This window comes from Leifsonia sp. 10N434 (genome assembly GCF_056394405.1).
This window is the reverse complement of sequence record NZ_JBFTHV010000001.1, coordinates 899246-918551: the sequence shown is the minus strand read 5'-3', so window position 1 is coordinate 918551 and position 19306 is coordinate 899246. Positions and strand designations below refer to the sequence as shown.

The following is a 19306-nucleotide window of genomic DNA, read 5'->3' as shown; positions in this document are numbered from 1 at the left end:
GGCATCCGGCTGCCTAATCTCGTAGTCATGTCAACCATCGAAGCGCCCGTCGCCACCGCCCCCGCCACTTCCGACACCGTCGCCGCCGTCGCCGCCACCGCCATCTCGCCGTCGGAGGTCGCCCGACATTTCGCGGCGAAGCTCCGGTTCGAGACCGACCCCTCCGATGTGAAAGCAGCGCTGGATGCCGGGGAGCGGTTCGCCCTGGTGGACAGCAGGGGCGAGACGTCGTGGCGTCAGGGCCGCATCCCCGGCGCCATCCACCTGCCGACGGCCCAGATCGCGGAGAGGGCCGCCGAGCTGATCGACCCGTCGACCCCGGTCGTGGTCTACTGCTGGGGGCCGGGATGCAACGGCTCGACACGGGCAGCGCTCCAGTTCAGTCTGCTCGGGTACGACGTCACGGAGATGATCGGCGGCTTCGAGTACTGGGCACGCGAGGGACTCGGCATCGTCGACGACCACGGACGGATCGAACGCCCGACCGATGAACTGACGGCGCCCGTCTCCGTCGCGGCGATCGACTGCGACTGCTGACCGCGCGGGGCGTGCGCGTCCGGGTGCGACGCGGGCCGGGTGCGACGCGGTCCGGTGTTACTTGAGCAGCCGCGACAGCACGCGGTCGGCGAGCGGCTTGCCGCCGGTCTGGCAGGTGGGGCAGTACTGCAGCGTCGAGTCGTGGAAGATTACCTGCCTCACGGTGTCGCCGCACACCGGACACGGCTGACCCGTGCGGCCGTGCACCTGCATCCCGCTCTTCTTCTCGCTCTTCAGCTCGGAGGCCGCGAGGCCGTCTGCGCGCGCCAGTGCCGCGCGCAGGGTGGATTGCAGCGCCTCGTAGAGACGTGCGGCGTCGTCGGCCGGCATCGCCGCCGGCTTGAACGGCGACATGCGCGCGGTGTGCAGGATCTCGTCGGAGTAGGCGTTGCCGATTCCCGCGATGATCGACTGGCTGCGCAGTACGCCCTTGATCTGAGCGCGACCGGCGTCGTGCAGGATGCCCTCGAAGACCTCGAGCGTGAACGACGGATCGAGCGGCTCCGGGCCCAGACGCGCGATGCCTGGCACGTCGCTCGGGTCGCGCACCACCGAGATCGCGAGACTCTTCTTGGTGCCGGCCTCGGTCACATCGAAGCCAGACCCGTCGTCGAGCACGAGTCGAGCGGCCAGCGGGCCGTGGCCAGGACGACCGGACGGTGGGGGCGGAGCGCCGTCGCGCCAGCGGATCCACCCCGCCCGCGCGAGATGGATCGTCACGTGCAGAGCCTCGCCCGACGCTGCGTCCACGGCGATGTCGAGGAACTTCCCGTGGCGGCTCACGCCACTGATCGTCGATCCGGACAGCTCGGACACGGGCGGGTCGAAGGTCTTGAGCGCAGCGAACGCCACGATGCTCAGCCGATCGATGACGCGGCCTCGCAGGCGCGCATCCAGGTCGGCCGCCAGTGCGGTGACTTCGGGCAACTCGGGCACCATCCCAGTCTGCATCCCGCCACCGACATCCGCGAGTAGTCTGTCGGGATGGATATCCGGGTGGCCGCGTACGGCGTGATCGTCGATGAGGGCCGCATCCTTCTCGCGCACTGGAACGAGGGAGGGCGCTCCGGCTGGACCCTGCCGGGTGGCGGCATCGATCCTGGGGAGGACCCGGTCGACGCTGTGGTCCGCGAGATCGCGGAGGAGACCGGCTACGTGGCCGAGGCAGGAGAGCTGCTCGGGATCGACTCGCACATCGTGCCGGCCGAGCATCGCTTCGATCCGGATGCCGGCCCACTGCACGCGCTGCGCATCGTCTACCGCGCTCGGGTGGTCTCCGGATCGCTCACGAACGAGCTGGACGGCAGCACCGACGAGGCGGCGTGGTTCTCGCTGACGGCCATTCCGTCACGACGGGTCGAACTGGTCAACGTCGCGCTCCGGATGGCCGGTCTCGCCGACTAAGCGGTCGCGCGGGCCGAACCTTCGCTCGGCATGATGATCCACAGTGCGAGGTACGCGAGGAACTGCGGGCCGGGAAGCAGGCACGACAGCACGAACAGGATGCGCACCGTGCTGGGTCGCCACCCGAAGCGTTGCGCGAGGCCGGCACAGACCCCGCCGAAGATCCGGCCGTTGAGGGGACGCTGAAGAGTGTTCATGCTTCTACGGTGCCAGCCGAGCCGGGCGCTGACCATCGGGGTAACCCCCGAATGATCCCCGACACGAGAAGAGGGCGGCACCTCTGCGGTGCCGCCCTCTCGTGAAGCTGTCGCCTCTTCGCTCGTTCGCCTACTCGGCGGCGGGCGCCGTCGGCTCCTCGTCTGCGACCCAGAGCTCGTCGTCAGCGCGGAACGTCTGCCAGACCGCGTAGAGCAGTCCGACCGCGGCGATGATGCCGAGCCCGACGGCGATCACGGTGCCGGCGCCGGGGCCGGACTTCTCCGTCACTGCCTGGGCCCGCTTCGACACGTCCTGTGCACGCTTCGAGACCTCGCTGCCCGCCTTCTTGACGTCGCCGATGAAGGCGCGGGCGCGGGCGTCGCGTGCATGGTCGACCACCGACATCGCGGTGCCGATCGTCGCTCCGACGGCCGGGATCACATCGGTGACCAGCCGGTCGCGGGCGACGCCGGCGACGCGACTCGCGGTCTGCGTCGCGGGGCGCACGTACTGGTCGTATCCGTCGCGGACGCGGGGAGCGAGCTCTTCGCGTGTGTAGTAGTTCGCCTGGCGTCGGGCCTCGCTCGCAAGAGCATTGGCGTTCGCCAGAACCTCCTGCTGCGCACCCCACAGCTCCTCGGCGCTACTGCGCAGGCGTTTGAGTTCCTTCTTACGCTTCCGTGTCAGGCTCATCTGGACCTCCATTGCGTCGTGTAGCGATCAGACTCCATCTTGCCACCGAATGGGCTGTGGATGACCCGAGAGGTGAGAACCCCTGTGCAAGAATTGATGCCATGTCAAAGCACACCGCCGTCGCCACACTCCACACTAACTACGGGGACATCAAGGTCAACCTCTTCGGCAACCACGCCCCGAAGACGGTCAAGAACTTCGTGGGCCTGGCGACCGGTGAGATCGAGTGGACCAACCCGCGCACGGGTGCCAAGACGACCGACAACCTGTACGACGGCGTTGTGTTCCACCGCATCATCCCGGGCTTCATGATCCAGGGCGGCGACCCGCTGGGCAATGGAACCGGCGGCCCCGGCTTCCAGTTCGACGACGAGATCAACCCTGAGCTCGACTTCACCGAGCCCTACATCCTCGCGATGGCCAACGCCGGCATCCAGATGGGGCGCGGCACCAACGGTTCGCAGTTCTTCATCACCGTCGGCCCGACGACCTGGCTGCAGGGCAAGCACACCATCTTCGGCGCGGTTGAAGACGAGGCATCGCGCAAGGTCGTCGACAAGCTCGCCGAGCTCCCCACCGACGCCCGCGACCGTCCCCTCGACGACGTGGTCATCGAGTCGGTCGACGTCGAGCAGGTCTGAAACAGTAAGGCCTGAGTAGCGCCATGTCCCAGCCCGCTGATGTTCGGGCGAGCACCTGCTACCGGCATCCGGATCGCGTCAGCTACGTTCTCTGCCAGCGGTGCGGGCGAACGATCTGCCCCGAGTGCCAGACGCCGGCGGCCGTCGGTGTCATCTGCCCGGAGTGCATGGCGCAACAGCGTGCGACCGCGCCGAAGACAAAGCCTGCCATCCTGACCAGGATGACCGGGCGCGGCGCCCCGGTCGTCACGTATACCCTGATCGGCATCTGCGTGCTGGTCTACATCCTGCAGTCGCTGCCGGGCATCGGCGGCACGATCACGCAGGCGATCCAGTACGCGGGCGCCTACTCGTACCCGACGGGCACCTTCGGCGGCGTCGCCTTCGAGCCGTGGCGCCTGCTCACAACGGTGTTCGCGCACGCGAGCATCCTGCACATCGCGCTCAACATGTACACGCTGTGGGTGTTCGGGATGCTCCTCGAACCGCTGCTGGGTCGCGCGCGGTTCCTCGCGCTCTTCCTGATCAGCGGGTTCGCCGGGTCGGTGGCCGTGCTGCTGATCGCGTCGCCCGTGCAGCCGGTGGTCGGCGCATCCGGCGCGATCTTCGGGATGCTCGGGGCCTTCCTCGTCATCCAGCGCCGGTTGGGCGGCAACGCGACCCAGCTGTTCATCCTCGTGGGCATCAACCTCGTCATCGGGTTCATCCCGTCGTTCGGGATCGCATGGCAGGCGCACGTCGGCGGTCTGATCGCCGGAGTGCTCGTGGGACTGATCTATGTCGAGACCCGCACGTCCGCACGGCGTCGCCTGCAGATCCCCCTCCTCGTGGTGCTCTGCCTGATCCTCGTGGCGCTCAGCCTCATCCACCTGTTCGCCTGAGCCGGCAGCCCTCTTTCGCGGCTATCCCCGCTCTCCCCAATGCGTGGATAAGTTATCCACAGCCTTATTAACAATGGGGATAATTACACGCGTGTAACTCTCCACAGGCTTATTAACACTGGGGAGAACCGTGTGAGGCGAGTCCACGGAGTTCTCCTCACTGTGGATGAATGGTGTGGATAACCGCCTCGAGGCCGCAAAAAACCGGGACCGGCCGAAGCCGATCCCGGTGGAGTCGAAGAGTGGCGGGTTCAGCGCCAGCGGGTGGTCATAAGGAAGCCGATGAAGGCGATGCCGAAGCCGACGAGGATGTTCCATGCGCCGAGGGCCGGAATGGGGTACTGGTTCTGGCTGACGTAGAAGACGATGATCCACACCAGCCCCAGCAGCATGAAGCCGAACATCACGGGCTTGAACCACACGGGGTTCGGGGCGTCCTCGCCGGACTGCGCGTCGATGCGCTCGGGCTTGGTCTTCGACTTGGTGCGTGCCATAGCACCATAGTGTAGCGGTCGAGGCTGGGCGGTCAGGCCGCGTCATCCCCCGCGTTCTCGGGGTAGACGAGCCTGTGGAGAACTCTGCGGTCGCCCAGCAGTGGCAGCTAGCATGATCGACATGAGCGACCCAAACACCAGCGACCCGCCTGCGGCGCGTGGCCGGCGTTCGAGCCGCGCGACGGGTCGAACTCCTCGGCCCCCTCGACGGCCGACGTTCCTCGGTGTTCTGGGGGAGCTGCTGATCACCGCCGGTGTGCTCGTGCTCCTCTTCCTGGGCTGGCAGGTCTGGTGGAACAGCCTCGTGCTCGCCGGTCAGCAGACCAACGCCGCGAGCGAGCAGAGCCAGCGGTGGCTCGAGGAGGCGACGAAGAGCCCGTCGCCCAGTGCCACGACCACCCCGGCGCCGAATCCCACGGGGACGCCGACCCCGGCCGCTCCGCCGACCCTCGGCGCCCAGCCGGCCGACTACCAGCCGTTCGCCGTCATCTACATCCCCCGCCTCGGCGCCGACTGGAAGCGAACGATCCGCCAGACGGTGGACACGGAGAAGGTCCTCAACAGCTACGACGCGGGTGTCGGGCACTACGAGAACACCCAGCTGCCCGGCGAGGTGGGCAACTTCGCCGTGGCGGGCCACGACAGTGGTTGGGGAAATACGTTCATCGACCTGTCGAAGTTGCGGATCGGCGACCGCATCTACGTGCAGACGAAGGACGGCTGGTACACCTACACCTTCCGCAACTTCGAGTACGTGCAGCCCACCGCGGTCACCGTCATCGCGCCGGTTCCACGGCAGCCGACCACGAAGCCGGTGGATCGGCTCATGACCATCACCACGTGCAATCCGCCGTTCCACGCCGGGGAGCGGCTGATCGCCTACAACGTGTTCGCCGGGTTCCAGCCGACGGCGAAGGTTCCGAACGAGATCGCGGCCGCCGTCGCGGCGAACGGAGGTTGAGCATGTACGCAGCGCTGTGGCGCGTCCTGCCCGGGCCGGTGTGGGTGCGCATCCTGATTCTCGTCGTGCTGGCGGCGGTCGTGCTCTTCGCGCTCGTCACCTGGGTGTTCCCCTGGGTGGATTCGCTCTTGGGTCCGCAGGAAGGTACCGTGGGGCCGTGACCCGCGTACTCGTCATCGACAACTACGACAGCTTCGTCTACACGCTTAACGGCTACCTTCGTGAGCTCGGGGCGAGCACCGACGTGGTGCGCAACGACGACATCCCGGAGCAGGAGCTCGCCGAGCGTCTGGCGGAGTACGACGCGGTGCTGGTGTCTCCCGGGCCCGGAAAGCCCGCCGATGCGGGCGTTTCGATCCCGGTCGTGAAGATCGCCCTACGCACCGGTCAGCCGCTGCTCGGGGTCTGCTTGGGTCATCAGGCGATCGCCGAAGCGTTCGGAGGCGTCGTGACGAACGCCGAAGAGCTGATGCACGGCAAGACGTCGCAGGTCACCCACGACGACAGCGCCTTCTACGACGGTGTTGGGCAGCCCTTCACGGCCACGCGGTACCACTCTCTCGCGGTCGTCGACGGAACGGTCCCCGACGACCTGGTGATCACCGCACGCACCGCCGGAGGCGTCATCATGGGCCTGCAGCACCGCACCGCGCCGATCTACGGCGTGCAGTTCCACCCCGAGTCGGTGCTCACCGAGGGCGGTTACCGGATGCTCGGTAACTGGCTCGAGGTCGCCGGTCTCGCCGGTGCCGCCGAGCGCTCGCGCGCGCTGAACCCGCTGGTCAAGCTGGCCTGATCCCGCTCAGCGCTGCGCATGCCTGCGTTCAGCCGCATGCCTGCGCTCAGTCGCATGCCTGCGCTCAGTCGCATGCCTGCGCTCAGCCGGTGCAGTAGGTGAGACCGACGGTCGAACCCTGCGGGACATCGCCCGGCGCCACCGACTGCGTGTGCACCATCGGGGTCCCCGAATCGGACGGGCAGGTGTTGTCCGGCTTCGGATCCGCGGTCAGTCCGAGCTGCGACAGGATGCCGGTGGCGGCTTGGATCGACTGCCCGACCAGGTCGGTCAGGGTCACCTTGCCGCTGGACACGGTGAGATTGATCGTGTCGCCCTCGTGCGCGGTGGCGGACGCGGCCGGATCGGTCTTGATGACCACATTGGCAGCAACGGTCGCCGAATTCTCGGTCGTGAGCGTGCCCACGGTCAGCCCGGCCGCCGTGATCGCCTGCTTGGCGGCATCCGCGGTCATGTTGTGCACATCGGGCACGGTCACCGACTTCTTGCCGGTGGAGACGTAGACCGTGATCGTGTCGCCCGTGGCCACGACGATGCCGGCACCGGGATCGGTGCGCACCACCTGGCCCTCCGGATAGGTCGCGCTCGCCTCCGTCGCCTGGGTCCACTTGAGCTTCATGCCGTCGAGTTCCTGCGTGGCCTTGTCGACCGTCTGACCCGAGAGGTTGGGGACCTCGCGGGAGGTCTCCGGCAGTGACGTGCTCGGCGCGAGCCGGAGCACCCAGGCGAGAACCGCGACGACGACGACCGCCATGACAGCGATACCCGCCCAGACCCAGATGACGGGTGGGCGACGCTGGGTGCGCGTCATCGTCTGGTCCTCCGCCAGCTGACGGAAGGCCGCCTCCGGACCGGAGACCACGCTCGGCGGCGCGCCGAAGAGGGACTCCGAGAGGGGGTCGGGCTGCTTGTGGATCGGGACCTTGCCCGATGCGGCCGTCTCCAGGTCGGTGCGGAACTCGGCCACCGACTGGTAGCGCTCGAAGCGATCCTTGGTCATCGCGCGCGAGACGACGACGTCGAGCGCAGGCGAGACCTTGGGGTTGATCGTGCTGGGTGCGACCGCCGTCTCGCTGACGTGCTGGTACGCGACCGCCACCGGGGTGTCGCCGCGGAACGGCGGCCGCCCGGTGAGCATCTCGAAGAGCACGACGCCCGTCGAATACAGGTCGGTACGCGCATCCACGGACTCGCCCTTGGCCTGCTCGGGCGAGAAGTAGCTGGCGGTTCCGAGGATGGCGGTCGTCTGCGCCACCGTGGCCGACGAGTCGCTGATCGCGCGAGCGATGCCGAAGTCCATCACCTTGACCTGGCCGGCCTTGGTGATCATGATGTTGCCCGGCTTGATGTCGCGGTGCACGACGCCGGCGCGGTGCGAGTACTCGAGGGCCGTCAAAATGCCCTCGGTGATGCGCACGGCCTCGGTGATCTCGAGCGGCCCACGCTTGATGAGGTCCTTGAGAAGCACGCCGTCGACGTACTCCATCACGATGAAGGGCAGCTGCGCCTCGTGCCCATTGGGCTCGCGCACGGTCTCTTCTCCGGCGTCGAAGACGCGGACGATCGTGGGGTGCGCCATGCGGGCGGCCGCCTGGGCCTCCTGCCGGAACCGGGTGCGGAACGCCGGGTCGGTGGCGAGCGACGGCTTGAGGAGTTTGATCGCGACCGTTCGCCCCAGCCGGGTGTCGGTACCGCGATGGACATCGGACATGCCGCCGCGACCGATGAGTTCGCCCACCTGATATCTGCCTGCGAGCAGGCGGCTATCTGGGCTCAATGCGAACTCCTTTCCGGGTGAGGACTCCGGATAGTGTAGCGGGGGCTGTCTGGATATCTCCTAGGGGCGCGGCCGTGGCGACGACGGTCACTGACCGGCGCTGGGGTCGGTCGTCCCCTCGCCGCCGGGGACGGGCGCCGCCGGGTTCACCGTGTAGGTGATCGTCGGCGACGGATCAGATTCGACGGACTCGCCGCAGAAGATCGTGTAGGCCATCTGGTGATCGCCCTCGGTGGCGGTCCAGGTCGTGGAGTTCGCGTTGACGGGCGGCTGCGCCTGGCCGTCGATGATCAGACGACGGCCCGCGAGCTTCTGACCCGCCGGGCAGGTGGCAGAGCCGAACGTGATCGTGACGACGTTCTTCGTCGGGTCGGCATCGAGCGTGAACGGGGAGGGCGGCGAGGCGCTGACCGTGTCGGTCGGCGTGGGTACGGGGGTGACTGGCCCCCAGACCTTCACCGTGACCTCGGACCCCTTGGGCACGGGGCCGGTCGGGTTCACCGAGTAGACCTTGTTGACGTCGGCCGCCTTGGTGGCCGCGTTCCCCTGCTGCACGTTGGCGATCATCCCGAGGTCCTGCAGCTTGGCGCGGGCCTGGTCGGCGGTGAGCCCGTCGAAGTCCGCCTCGTTGATCGGCACGGTGTTGCTGGTCGGCGTCGGCGTGCTGCTCGGCGTCTGCGACGGCGTCTGCGAGGCGGTCTTGCTCGGGCTCGTCGACGGCGTCACGGGGTTCTTCGGCTGGGCGACCAGGGCGATGATCGTGCCGATCAGCACGAGTGCGAGCAGCGCGATGAGGGCGATGAGCGGCCAGGTCCACGGAGACCGCTTCTTGGTGGTGGTCGAGGTCTGTGTCTCCGTCTCCTCCGTCAGCGGCGCACCTGCCGCGGGGAGGACGGTGGTCGCCTCCGTGGCGGCGCCGGCCGACGGCATGAGCACGGTCGACGCGCTCGTCAGCCCGGCCACGCCGAGAACGGCCGGCACGGAAGCGGCAGCGGCCTGCACGTCGCCGCGGCGCAGCGCCTGGGCGGCACGCGCGAGGTGGGCAGCGGACGCCGGACGATCGGCCGGGTTCTTGGCGATGCAGGCGAACACGAGGTTGCGCACCGGCTCGGCGACGGTCGCCGGCAGCTCGGGCGGGGCTTCGTTGATCTGCGCCATCGCGATGGCGACCTGCGACTCGCCCGTGAAGGGGCGGCGGCCCGCGAGGCACTCGTACGCGACGATGCCCAGCGAGTAGATGTCTGTGGTCGGCGACGCTGGGTGCCCGGATGCCTGCTCGGGCGAGAGGTACTGCACGGTGCCCATGACCTGACCGGTCGCCGTGAGCGGCACCTGGTCGGCGATGCGGGCGATACCGAAGTCGGTGATCTTGACGCGGCCGTCGGGGGTGATCAGCAGGTTGCCCGGCTTGATGTCGCGGTGCACGAGACCGGCGGCGTGGGCGGCGTGCAGTGCGGCGGCGGTCTGCGCGACGATGTCGAGGGTCTTGTCGGTGCTGAGCACATGCTCGCGCTCGAGGATGGTGGAGAGCGCCTCACCGGGCACGAGCTCCATCACGAGGAAGGCGCTGCCCTCTTCTTCGCCGTAGTCGAAGACGTTGGCGATGCCCTCGTGGTTGACGAGGGCCGCGTGCCTGGCCTCCGCACGGAAGCGCTCGAGGAAGCCCGGGTCACCCAGGTACTCGTCCTTCAGGATCTTGATCGCGACGGTACGACCGATCACGAGGTCGGTGGCCTGCCAGACCTCGCCCATGCCGCCGATCGCAATGCGCGACTGCAGCTCGTATCGTCCCCCGAAGGTGAGCCCTGCTGTGGGTCTCATTTATTCAGCACCGCCTCTAGTACTTTCTTCGCGATCGGAGCGGCGATGGAGTTACCCGTGCCGTTCTGACCTTGGCCACCGCCATTTTCAACAACTACCGCCACTGCGAACTGGGGGTTCTCAGCCGGGGCGAAACCCGTGAACCACAACGTGTACGGATCGTTCTCGCCGTTCTGCGCCGTCCCGGTCTTTCCGCCCACCGTGACCCCGTCTATTCTTGCATTGCTCGCCACGCCGTGATCGACCCCGTCCACCATCATCTGCTTGATCGTGTCGGCGTTCTCCTGGGTCGCCGCCTGGTCGAGCTGCTTGGGTGTGAAGCTCTCGATCGTCTGCAGATTCGCGGACCGGATCGAGTCGACGAGGTTCGGATACATGACCTTTCCGCCGTTCGCGATCCCGGCCGACACCATCGCCATCTGGAGCGGCGTCGCCCGGTCGTCGAGCTGTCCGAACGATCCCTGCGCGCGCTGGGCGTCGTCCGTATAGAGCGGGTACACGCTCTTCTCCACGGGGATCGGGATCGAGAGGTCCTGGTTGAAGCCGAACTTACCGGCCTGCGAGTGGATGGTCTCCGCATCCAGCTGCATGCCCAGCTCAGCGAACGGGATGTTGCAGGAGAGGATCTGCGCCGTGGCGATCGACACCGTGTTGCCCGGACCGCAGGTGCTGAAGTTGTCGTTCTTGACGACGGTGCTCGTGCCCGGCAGCTGCAACGACGACAGGTTCGGCAGCTGGCTGTCTTTGTTGTACTTGCCGGTGCCGAAGGCGGCTGCGCTCATCACGGGCTTGAACGTCGATCCGGGCGGGTTCAGGTTTCCGCCGATCGCACGGTCGATCAGCGGCTGTGAAGGCGTGTCGACCAGCTGCTTGTACGCCGCGTTCACGGCCTCGGTGTCGTGGGAAGCGAGCACGTTGGGGTCGAACGTGGGCTTGGACACCATCGCCAGGATGCGACCGGTCTTCGGCTCGAGCAGCACGACGGCGCCCTGGTAGTCGCCGAGCGCGTCGTATGCGGCCTTCTGCGCCACGGGATCGATGGTCGTCTCGACGGATGCCCCCTGCGGGTTCTTGCCGGTGAGGATGGCGTTCACCCGGTCGAAGAACTGGGAGTTCGACGCGCCGCTGAGCGTGTCGTTCAGGGCGCCCTCGAGGCCGGTCGCCTGTCCGTCGATCGGATAGAAGCCCGTCACAGCCGAGTACAACGGCCCGTTGCTGTAGACGCGCTGGAACTTGTAGACGTCCTTCGACGGCACGGACTGCGCGACGGGCTGGCCGGCGACCAGGATGGCGCCGCGCTGCTGGGAGTAGCTGTCGTTGCGGGCCCGGCTGTTGCGGGCATCCGCCGACAGGGTGTCGGCCTGGAAGACCTGCAGGATCGACGTGGCCACGAGCAGCGCGAGGAACATCGCCAGAACGATGGAGCTGACGCGCTTGATCTCACGATTCACTCAGCTCACCACCAATCGTGGTTGATTGCGGACGGTGTCGGACAGGCGCAGCAGCAGCGCCACGATGATCCAGTTGGCCACCAGGGACGATCCTCCGGCCGCCAGGAACGGCGTGGTCAGTCCGGTCAGCGGGATGACGCGCGTCACGCCGCCGATCACGATGAAGCACTGCAGAGCCACAGTGAACGACAGCCCGACGGCGAGCAGCTTGCCGAAGTCGTCCTGCCCGGCGAAGCCGATCCGGAGCCCGCGTGCCACGAACAGCAGGTAGAGCGCGAAGATCGCGAACAGGCCGGCGAGGCCGAGCTCTTCGCCGAGGCTGGCGATGATGTAGTCGCTGTTCGCCACCGGGGTGACCCAGGGCTGGCCTTGGCCGAGTCCGGTGCCGATCAGGCCGCCGTGCGCGAGCCCGAACAGGCCCTGCACGAGCTGGAAGCTGCCCCCCTGCGCGTCGTAGACCTGCTGAGAGAACGGGTTGAGCCAGTTCTGGAAGCGGTCGTTGACGTACGGGAGGACCTGGCTGGCGACCACGGCGCCGCCGACGATCAGCAGCACACCCAGGATGACCCAGCTGATGCGCGCCGTCGCTGTGTAGATCATCACCAGGAACAGGCCGAAGATCAGGAGGCCGGTGCCGAGGTCGCGCTGGAAGACGATCACGGCCATCGACATCAGCCAGACGACCAGGATCGGGCCGAGGTCGCGCGCGCGGGGGAACCGCATGCCCAGGAACTTCTTGCCGACCATCGAGAGGGAGTCGCGCCGCTGCACCAGGTAGCCGGCGAAGAACACCGCGAGGCACAGCTTGGCGATCTCGCCGGGCTGGAAGCTGAACGGGCCGATGTGGATCCACACGCGGGCGCCGAAGATCTCCTGGCCGATGCCCGGGAGCATGGGCAGGAGCAGGAGCAACAGGGCCGCGAACCCGAAGATGTAGGTGTAGCGCTGCAGCACCCGGTGGTTGCGGATGACCATGATGACCACGAGGGCGCAGATGATCGCGATCGCGCTCCAGACGATCTGACGCACCCCGGCGCTGTTCCAGCCGACATCGGCGTAGTGGATGTCGATGCGGTAGATCTCCGCGATACCGATGCCGTTGAGCACCGTCGCGATTGGGAGGAGGAACGGGTCGGCCTGCGGCGCCACGTAACGCAGCGCGATGTGCATCCCGAACACCAGCACCGAGAGGCCGACGCCGAGGTAGACGAGGGTGAGGTCGACGTGCCCGAGGGCACCGAGCTGCACGAGCACGATGGCGGCGGCGTTGATGCCGCAGGCGATGAGGAGCAGCAGCAGCTCGAGGTTGCGGAGGCGGGCGGGGAGGCGCAGCCGTCGCACCCGACCCGTGTCGGGCCTGGGCGCGTCGGTCACTGCCGCTCTACTTGCCTGAGACATCGCTCAACTGTTCTACGATCGATCGCGCCGCGCTCAGCGAGTCGGCGTTGATGGTCTGCTCGACGAGCTGTTTGTCGTACGAGGGCAGGGTGTCCACGGGCGTCGACGACTCCTCGTAGACGTGGGACAGGGTGATCGGCCCGAGGTTCTGCTGCACCCCTTGGTAGACGGCGACGTTGCCGGCCGGGGATGCGCCCACGAAGTAGCGGGACTGCGTCCACTGGTAGCCGAGCAGGGCGGCCAGCGCGATGGCCACCACGAGAACGATGACCCCGACGAGCCAGGTGATCTTGCGGCGGCGGACGCGTCGCTGGTCCTCTTCGATCAGCTCATCGAGGTAGTCCTCGGACTGCGGCTCGAAGTGGGTCGGGCCCGTCGCCGGCCGGATCGGGTGCAGCCGCAGCGTCGGGAGGCGCGTGGTGCGCGAGGTCGGCTTCTGGTCGCCTCCGAACGACAGCGGTGCGGATGCCGACCCGACGGTCACCGGGTCTTTCATGACATCGCCGGGCGCGACATCCGCGATGTCGAGGAGCACGACCGTCACGTTGTCGGGAGCGCCCGCGTCGAGGCTCTGGCGGACCAGCTTCTCCGCGACCTGGCGGGGAGCGTCGCGGGAGGCGAGCGCGGCTTTGAGGTCGTCGTTCTTGACCACGCCGCTCAGGCCGTCGGAGCAAATGAGCCAGCGGTCGCCTGGCTGGGTGTCGAGGATCCAGGTGTCGATCTCGGGGGACGCGTCGACGTCGCCGAGCACGCGCATCAGCACCGAACGGCGCGGATGCACCATCGCCTCTTCTTCGGTGATGCGGCCGCTGTCGACGAGCCGCTGCACGAAGGTGTGGTCGATGGAGACCTGCTTCAGCTCGCCGTCGCGGAACAGGTAGATGCGCGAGTCGCCGATGTGCGCGAGCGCGATCTGGTCGCCGACCCGGATGAGGGCGCTGACCGTCGTGCCCATGCCCGTGAGCTCTGGATGCTCGAACACGGTCTCGGCCAGCAACGAGTTGGCGGCGATCAGTGCGGACTGGAGGGCGAACTCGGCTTCCGACGCGGTCTGGTACTCGCGGTCGGCCTCGCGGATGCGGTTGACGGCGATGGCGGACGCGACGTCGCCTCCCGCGTGGCCGCCCATCCCGTCGGCGACGACGAACAGGTCGTGCCCGGCGTAGCCGGAGTCCTGGTTGTTGGAGCGGATCTTGCCGACGTGCGAGACGGCCGCTGCCCTGTTCGGAGCTGCCACGGCTACCGTCGCAGCTCGAAGGTGGTCGTTCCGATCTTGATCGGGGTGTCGAGAGGGATCTGAGTCGGGACACTGACGCGCTTGCCGTCGAGGAAGGTGCCGTTGGTGGAGTCGAGGTCTTGGATCATCCACTCGTCGTTCCAGAGCAGGAGACGCGCGTGGTGGGTGGAGGTGTAGTCGTCGCGGATCACGAGGCCGGACTCGCTCGAGCGCCCGATCGTGATCGGCTCACGGCCGAGTGCGAGCTCGGTTCCCTGACGGGGACCCGAGGTGATGACCAGCCGCGTCGCGGAGACGAGAGTCGCCTTCGGCCGGCCGCTCGCGGTGTTCGCGCCGGACGGCAGGGTGGACACGGGCGGCGGCTGCATCGTGGGGGCGGTCGCACCGGAGGTGGGGGCGGCGGGGAACGGCGACGGGGCCGCGGCGGCCTGGGGCTCGGGCAGCTTGCGCACCCGCTGTCCGAACAGGTCGGTACGCAGGGCGTAGACGATGCCGAAGACGAACGCCCAGAGCAGGAGGAGGAACCCGAATCGCAGAACGAGCAGCGTGAGCTCGCTCGGGTTCACGACTCGCTCCAGAAGCCGCCGACGTCGTGGCGACGCGTGGCGTCGTCGACGAAGTTGCGCGGCGGCGACGGCGGTGCGGCCTCGGGCAGCACGCGGAACACGATGCGCGTGCGGCCGATGCTGATCACCGACTCGGGCTCGAGGATGGCTTTGCGCACGGGCTGGCCGTTGAGCTGCGAGCCGTTCGTCGAGCCGAGGTCTTGCACCTGCGCCCGCTGGCCGTCCCAGATGATCTGCACGTGCTTGCGGCTGATGCCCGTGTCGTCGACGGTGATATCGGCGTCGCTGCCGCGGCCGATCACGGTGGTGGAACGGCTCAGCGGGTAGCGCTTGCCGTTGATCTCGAGCACCGGGGTCCAGGCGACGGCGCCCTTCACGTTCTCGGAATCGACCTGCAGCATCCCCTCGGACACGGAGGCGTCTTCGACGAGGTCGATGGAGATGCCGCCCGCGAACTGGTAGTGCTGGCTGGTGGCGTGCTGCTGCACGAACGAGACGAGCTCGTCGGTGAGCGCGGCGCCCATGCCGTGCATCCGCTTGTAGTCGCTCGGCGACATGGTGAGCACGAAACGATTGGGTGCCAGGATGCGGTCGCGCGTGACCACCGCGGCCTTCGTGTCGAGTTCGCGCCGGAGCGCACTCGTCAGCTCGACCGGTTGCAGCCCCGATCGAAAGGTCTTGGCGAACGCACCATTGACAGCACGTTCGAGACCTCTCTCGAAGTTGTCCAGAATGCCCACAGGTCTCCCGCTCCGGCTCGTCGACTATGAGCATGTTAGTCGGCCCCGGTGAGAAGCCGCCCAAGCGCTCCTCTCTATTGTGCGAAGATCCATCCCGGGAATGACCTGTGCAGTACCCCGGTGCTGCGCGTGCCGGCATGCCCTGAGCGGGCGGCAGCGGCCCGAATTCAGAATGCGCGCGCTGTCGTGATAATCTCTCCTAGTTCGCGCGAGTGGCGGAATTGGCAGACGCGCTGGCTTCAGGTGCCAGTGCTCGAAAGGGCGTGGGGGTTCAAGTCCCCCCTCGCGCACGAACGTGAAAGGCCCCCGGTGATCCGGGGGCCTTTCCCTGTTTCCGGCCGCGATTGCAGACCGGACGCAACCTCGCGACTGGGAGGATGGGCCGCATGGCATCGTTCATCTTCATCTACCGGGCCGGCCCCGACCCCGTGCCGGCCGATCGGGTCGCGCAGAACAGGGAAGCATGGCGCGCGTGGAACATCGCGCTGCAGGAGGACTACGGGATCCGCGTCGCGGGTGGAAAGCTCGTGACATCGAGCGGCGTCAGCGAGTACAGCGGTGACGTGCGGGGTGCGTCGATGGTGGAGTTCGAATCGATGGATGCCGCCGTCGAGGTCGCCACGAGGAGTCCGAACCTCGCGTTCGGCGGAAGCGTGGAAGTGCTGGAGGAGTACGGGACCAGCCGCTGAGCACTCTCCCGGGTCGACGACGCCGACCCGAAACTGTGTGAGGAATGCTCAGTTCACCTTTCCTGAACGGTTTTCGAGGGCTAGCCTGAGGCCAGGGCCCGCACGCCGGGCTACTGCCTCTGACAGGACATCGAAGCCCTGTGACAGTAGAACGTGATCGCGAGCCGTTAAGGAGCGATCGGATGCGCGCCCTCCGAATCCCCGTGGCACTCGCCGCCTCTGCCGCCCTCGTCGTGGCCGCCATGGCCGTACCGGGAGCAGCCGGGATAGCGCCCAATGCGTCGACCGTGCGCTTCATGGCGGCCGGCGACTTCGGCACGGCCGCCTCGGCGCAGGCCGTCTTCGCGGGCATCGGCTCCGCGCATCCCGACCTCGCCCTCGCACTCGGCGATCTGTCGTACACGCCGACCGGTCAGGAGCAGTCGTGGTGCGACCTGGTCACGCAGAACGTCGGGGCCGGCTTCCCCTTCGAGCTCGTCTCCGGCAACCATGAGAGCAACGGTCAGAACGGCAACATCAACGACTTCTCGGCCTGCCTTCCGAACCAGTTGCCCGGCGCGGTCGGGACCTACGGGAGGCAGTACTACGTCGACGTGCCCCAGGGCGCTCCGCTCGTGCGGTTCGTGATGATCTCCCCGGCACTCCCGTTCGCCGACGGCACCTGGAGTTACGCTGCGGGCACGTCCCGCTACAACTGGACGGCGGCTGCGATCGACGGGGCACGCAGCGCGAGCATCCCGTGGGTCGTCGTCGGTATGCACAAGCCCTGCCTGTCGATGGGCCAGTACACCTGCGACCCCGGCGCCGACCTGCTCAACCTCCTCGTCAGTAAAAAGGTCGACCTCGTTCTCAGCGGTCACGAGCACCTGTACCAGCGCACGAAGCAACTGGCGACGGGTGCCGGATGCCCGGCGATCGTCCCCGGGACCTTCACCGCAGCCTGCGTGGCCGACTCCGACACCCTCATGACGAAGGGCGCCGGCACGGTCTTCGCAACGGTTGGAACGGGAGGCAACGGCAACTACGACATCAACCCGGCCGACTCCGAGGCGGGCTACTTCGGCGCAACGCGAGGCGTGAGCGCGGCTCCGGTCTACGGCTCTCTCGACGTGACGGCGTCCGCGACGGAGCTCACCGCTTCCTTCGCACGGGTCGCGGGCGCGGCCTTCACGGACTCCTTCACCCTCGGCGCAGGGGGTGGCAACGTGCCGCCGACCGCGAGCTTCACGTCGAACTGCACCGATCTGAGCTGCTCGTTCGACGGCATGGCGTCGGCCGACCCCGACGGCACCGTGGCCTCGTACGCCTGGGACTTCGGTGACGGCTCGACCGGCAGCGGCATCACCGCTTCACACGTATATTCCGCTGCGGGCACATACACGGCGCGGCTGACCGTGACCGACAACGGGGGAGCATCCGGCACGACGACCAGGACGGTGACGGTCACCGCTCCGCAGCAACCCGGCGCACTCGCGAGCGACCCCTTCGAGCGCGTCGTGAGCAACGGCTGGGGTACGGCTCCGACGGGCGGCGCCTGGACCTTCACGGGGAGCGCGACCAGATACGCCGTCGCCGGCGGCGTCGGCACCATGCAGTTGCCGACGGCGTCGGGTGGAACGACCTATCTCGCCTCGGTCGCGTCTGCGGCGACGGATCTGCGGTTCACTGTCGCACTCGACAAGCTGCCGTCGTCCGGAAGCGTCTACCTGTCGATCTCGGGCAGGCGCATCGCCACGGCGGGCGCGTACCAGTCGAAGGTCGTCATCTCGTCGGCGGGCAAGCTCTCGATGTACATCGTGCGCGTGAACTCGACGGGAGGCGCAGAGGTGATCGTGCAGAACGGGGTCGCCATCCCGGGAACCTACGCGGCGGGCGCGAAGCTCTCCATCAGGCTGAAGATCACCGGCACGAACCCCACGCTGATCGAATCGCGCGCCTGGCTGACCGGCACAGCGGAGCCGACGACGTGGCAGCGTTCCATCTCGGATGCGACACCCGAATTGCAGGGACCGGGCGGGCTCGGGATCACGGGCTACCTGTCGGGCGGAGTCGCCAACGCGCCGCTCTCGCTGAGTGTCGACGACCTGACGGCCGTCACGCCGTAGGAGCTGCCGGCGGCACGGCGGCACAGCGGCACCGCGTTTCTTCAATACAGCGCTCCCTGTACTATCGCGGGAATGGAGACCGCCTCACCCACGGCACCGTGACGTACACCGCGGCTCGCGCAGCTGACGTCGAACGGGTGCGTCCCGGTCAGCCCGCCGCTGCCGCCCGCTCCGCCGAGGCGATGATCGCGTCGACGCCGAAGCGGAAGATGTCGTGATCCTGCAGCGCACCCAGTTCGCCGGCCACCGAGGCGAGGTGCGGCTGCTTCGTCGGGTCGACCAGCAGCGGGCCCTCGAACCACGGGCTCGAACTGCCGGACGATGAGGCACCGGCTGAGGTGTCCGCGTCCGGATCGGCGTGATCGCCCCGGCCTCGCGCGATGCCTGCCGCTTCGGACAACACGTACGAGGCGTAGAACGCGTAGTGCTGCACGAGTGACTCGCCCGCGAGCCCGGCCTCGGCGAACGCGCCGAGGATGCATTCGATCGTGTCGGTCTCACCCGGACCGTTGGTCGTGAGCACCGTCGCCTCGAGGGCGATCGATGGCACGGCGACGAACGCCTCGAGGGTGCCGACCGCGAGGGAGGTGAGGCGCTGTCGCCAGTCCGCGCTCAGATCGATGCGCTCGATGACCCGCACCAGCACGTCGTCGAGCAGTGCCTCCATGAGTGCCTGCTTGCTCGGGAAGTACCGGTAGATCGCAGTCGGGTCGACGCCGAGCGCTGCGCCGATGTTGCGCACCGAGACGGCAGCCGTGTCGTGCCGGGAGCCGAGCTCCAGCCCAGCCCGGATGATGACCTCCCGGCTCAGCCGGGGCCGCTCCGCTCCATCGGGGCCTCGCGCTTCGGCCATGTTCCCCTCGCGTCCCTGCTCGGGCGTCGCCGCCGGTCGGCCCGCTCGATCTGCGACAACTCTA

Annotated in this window: 21 protein-coding genes and 1 tRNA gene; 10 read left to right on the top strand and 12 right to left on the bottom strand. The window is 67.8% G+C overall.

Annotated features, from left to right (window positions below):
- The first annotated feature begins 27 nt into the window (after window positions 1–27).
- Complete coding sequence (locus tag AC1DB1_RS04405; protein ID WP_477199922.1) at window positions 28–537, top strand: rhodanese-like domain-containing protein; 510 nt, start codon at window positions 28–30, stop codon at window positions 535–537.
- 57 nt (window positions 538–594) lie between these two features.
- Here the strand turns inward: AC1DB1_RS04405 and AC1DB1_RS04400 are convergent, their stop codons facing one another.
- On the bottom strand, window positions 595–1473 hold the full coding sequence (locus tag AC1DB1_RS04400; protein ID WP_477199921.1) for a DNA-formamidopyrimidine glycosylase family protein: 879 nt from the start codon (window positions 1471–1473) through the stop codon (window positions 595–597).
- Window positions 1474–1521: 48 nt separating this feature from the next.
- Here AC1DB1_RS04400 and AC1DB1_RS04395 point away from each other — a divergent pair, with 48 nt between their 5' ends.
- Window positions 1522–1941: an NUDIX hydrolase gene (locus tag AC1DB1_RS04395; RefSeq protein ID WP_271176532.1), complete on the top strand. Its 420-nt coding sequence runs from the start codon at window positions 1522–1524 to the stop codon at window positions 1939–1941.
- Here AC1DB1_RS04395 and AC1DB1_RS04390 read toward each other — a convergent pair.
- The gene (locus tag AC1DB1_RS04390; RefSeq protein ID WP_271176533.1) at window positions 1938–2138 is read right to left on the bottom strand and encodes a PspC domain-containing protein; all 201 of its coding nucleotides are present in this window, start codon (window positions 2136–2138) and stop codon (window positions 1938–1940) included. The two genes, AC1DB1_RS04395 and AC1DB1_RS04390, sit on opposite strands and share 4 nt — an antisense overlap.
- Window positions 2139–2268: 130 nt before the next feature.
- Window positions 2269–2832, bottom strand: coding sequence for a hypothetical protein (locus AC1DB1_RS04385; RefSeq protein ID WP_271176534.1), 564 nt, complete (start codon window positions 2830–2832; stop codon window positions 2269–2271).
- 101 nt (window positions 2833–2933) lie between these two features.
- Between AC1DB1_RS04385 and AC1DB1_RS04380 the strand changes: the two genes are divergently transcribed.
- The gene (locus AC1DB1_RS04380) at window positions 2934–3473 is read left to right on the top strand and encodes a peptidylprolyl isomerase (protein ID WP_271176535.1); all 540 of its coding nucleotides are present in this window, start codon (window positions 2934–2936) and stop codon (window positions 3471–3473) included.
- A 221-nt stretch (window positions 3474–3694) separates the two neighbouring features.
- The gene (locus tag AC1DB1_RS04375; RefSeq protein WP_477199920.1) at window positions 3695–4354 is read left to right on the top strand and encodes a rhomboid family intramembrane serine protease; all 660 of its coding nucleotides are present in this window, start codon (window positions 3695–3697) and stop codon (window positions 4352–4354) included.
- A gap of 251 nt (window positions 4355–4605) precedes the next feature.
- On the opposite strand, the gene AC1DB1_RS04370 is transcribed toward AC1DB1_RS04375, so the two are convergent.
- Window positions 4606–4848, bottom strand: a complete 243-nt coding sequence (locus tag AC1DB1_RS04370) for a cell division protein CrgA (protein ID WP_271176537.1) — start codon at window positions 4846–4848, stop codon at window positions 4606–4608.
- Between the two features lie 121 nt (window positions 4849–4969).
- Between AC1DB1_RS04370 and AC1DB1_RS04365 the strand changes: the two genes are divergently transcribed.
- The 3 genes from AC1DB1_RS04365 to AC1DB1_RS04355 are packed head-to-tail and all read left to right on the top strand — an operon-like array spanning window position 4970 to window position 6605.
- Window positions 4970–5809 carry a class E sortase gene (locus tag AC1DB1_RS04365; RefSeq protein WP_477199919.1) on the top strand — a complete coding sequence of 280 codons (840 nt, stop codon included), beginning with the start codon at window positions 4970–4972 and terminating at the stop codon, window positions 5807–5809.
- A 2-nt stretch (window positions 5810–5811) separates the two neighbouring features.
- On the top strand, window positions 5812–5970 hold the full coding sequence (locus AC1DB1_RS04360) for a hypothetical protein (protein ID WP_271176539.1): 159 nt from the start codon (window positions 5812–5814) through the stop codon (window positions 5968–5970).
- Window positions 5967–6605 (top strand): anthranilate synthase component II, encoded by a 639-nt coding sequence (locus AC1DB1_RS04355; RefSeq protein WP_477199918.1) that lies wholly within the window; start codon window positions 5967–5969, stop codon window positions 6603–6605. The genes AC1DB1_RS04360 and AC1DB1_RS04355 overlap by 4 nt, the downstream gene beginning before the upstream one ends.
- A gap of 82 nt (window positions 6606–6687) precedes the next feature.
- On the opposite strand, the gene pknB is transcribed toward AC1DB1_RS04355, so the two are convergent.
- From pknB to AC1DB1_RS04320, 7 genes are all read right to left on the bottom strand, one after another.
- On the bottom strand, window positions 6688–8382 hold the full coding sequence (gene pknB / locus AC1DB1_RS04350) for a Stk1 family PASTA domain-containing Ser/Thr kinase (protein ID WP_271176541.1): 1695 nt from the start codon (window positions 8380–8382) through the stop codon (window positions 6688–6690).
- Between the two features lie 87 nt (window positions 8383–8469).
- Window positions 8470–10203 (bottom strand): serine/threonine-protein kinase, encoded by a 1734-nt coding sequence (locus AC1DB1_RS04345; protein WP_477199917.1) that lies wholly within the window; start codon window positions 10201–10203, stop codon window positions 8470–8472.
- Window positions 10200–11654, bottom strand: a complete 1455-nt coding sequence (locus tag AC1DB1_RS04340; RefSeq protein WP_271176543.1) for a peptidoglycan D,D-transpeptidase FtsI family protein — start codon at window positions 11652–11654, stop codon at window positions 10200–10202. Before AC1DB1_RS04340 ends, AC1DB1_RS04345 begins: the two co-directional genes overlap by 4 nt.
- Window positions 11655–13052, bottom strand: coding sequence for an FtsW/RodA/SpoVE family cell cycle protein (locus AC1DB1_RS04335; RefSeq protein ID WP_271176544.1), 1398 nt, complete (start codon window positions 13050–13052; stop codon window positions 11655–11657).
- Window positions 13036–14289, bottom strand: coding sequence for a PP2C family protein-serine/threonine phosphatase (locus tag AC1DB1_RS04330; RefSeq protein ID WP_477199916.1), 1254 nt, complete (start codon window positions 14287–14289; stop codon window positions 13036–13038). The genes AC1DB1_RS04335 and AC1DB1_RS04330 overlap by 17 nt, the downstream gene beginning before the upstream one ends.
- Before the next feature lie 2 nt (window positions 14290–14291).
- Window positions 14292–14855, bottom strand: coding sequence for an FHA domain-containing protein FhaB/FipA (locus AC1DB1_RS04325; RefSeq protein ID WP_271176546.1), 564 nt, complete (start codon window positions 14853–14855; stop codon window positions 14292–14294).
- Window positions 14852–15595: an FhaA domain-containing protein gene (locus AC1DB1_RS04320; RefSeq protein ID WP_477199915.1), complete on the bottom strand. Its 744-nt coding sequence runs from the start codon at window positions 15593–15595 to the stop codon at window positions 14852–14854. Before AC1DB1_RS04320 ends, AC1DB1_RS04325 begins: the two co-directional genes overlap by 4 nt.
- A gap of 206 nt (window positions 15596–15801) precedes the next feature.
- Between AC1DB1_RS04320 and AC1DB1_RS04315 the strand changes: the two genes are divergently transcribed.
- From AC1DB1_RS04315 to AC1DB1_RS04305, 3 genes are all read left to right on the top strand, one after another.
- Window positions 15802–15885, top strand: a tRNA-Leu gene (locus AC1DB1_RS04315).
- A gap of 96 nt (window positions 15886–15981) precedes the next feature.
- Entirely contained in the window at window positions 15982–16284 is a 303-nt protein-coding gene (locus AC1DB1_RS04310; protein WP_477199914.1) for a YciI family protein, read from the top strand.
- 182 nt (window positions 16285–16466) lie between these two features.
- Window positions 16467–18389 carry a PKD domain-containing protein gene (locus AC1DB1_RS04305; protein ID WP_477199913.1) on the top strand — a complete coding sequence of 641 codons (1923 nt, stop codon included), beginning with the start codon at window positions 16467–16469 and terminating at the stop codon, window positions 18387–18389.
- Window positions 18390–18537: 148 nt separating this feature from the next.
- On the opposite strand, the gene AC1DB1_RS04300 is transcribed toward AC1DB1_RS04305, so the two are convergent.
- Window positions 18538–19242, bottom strand: a complete 705-nt coding sequence (locus tag AC1DB1_RS04300) for a TetR/AcrR family transcriptional regulator (RefSeq protein ID WP_477199912.1) — start codon at window positions 19240–19242, stop codon at window positions 18538–18540.
- Between the last annotated feature and the right edge of the window lie 64 nt (window positions 19243–19306).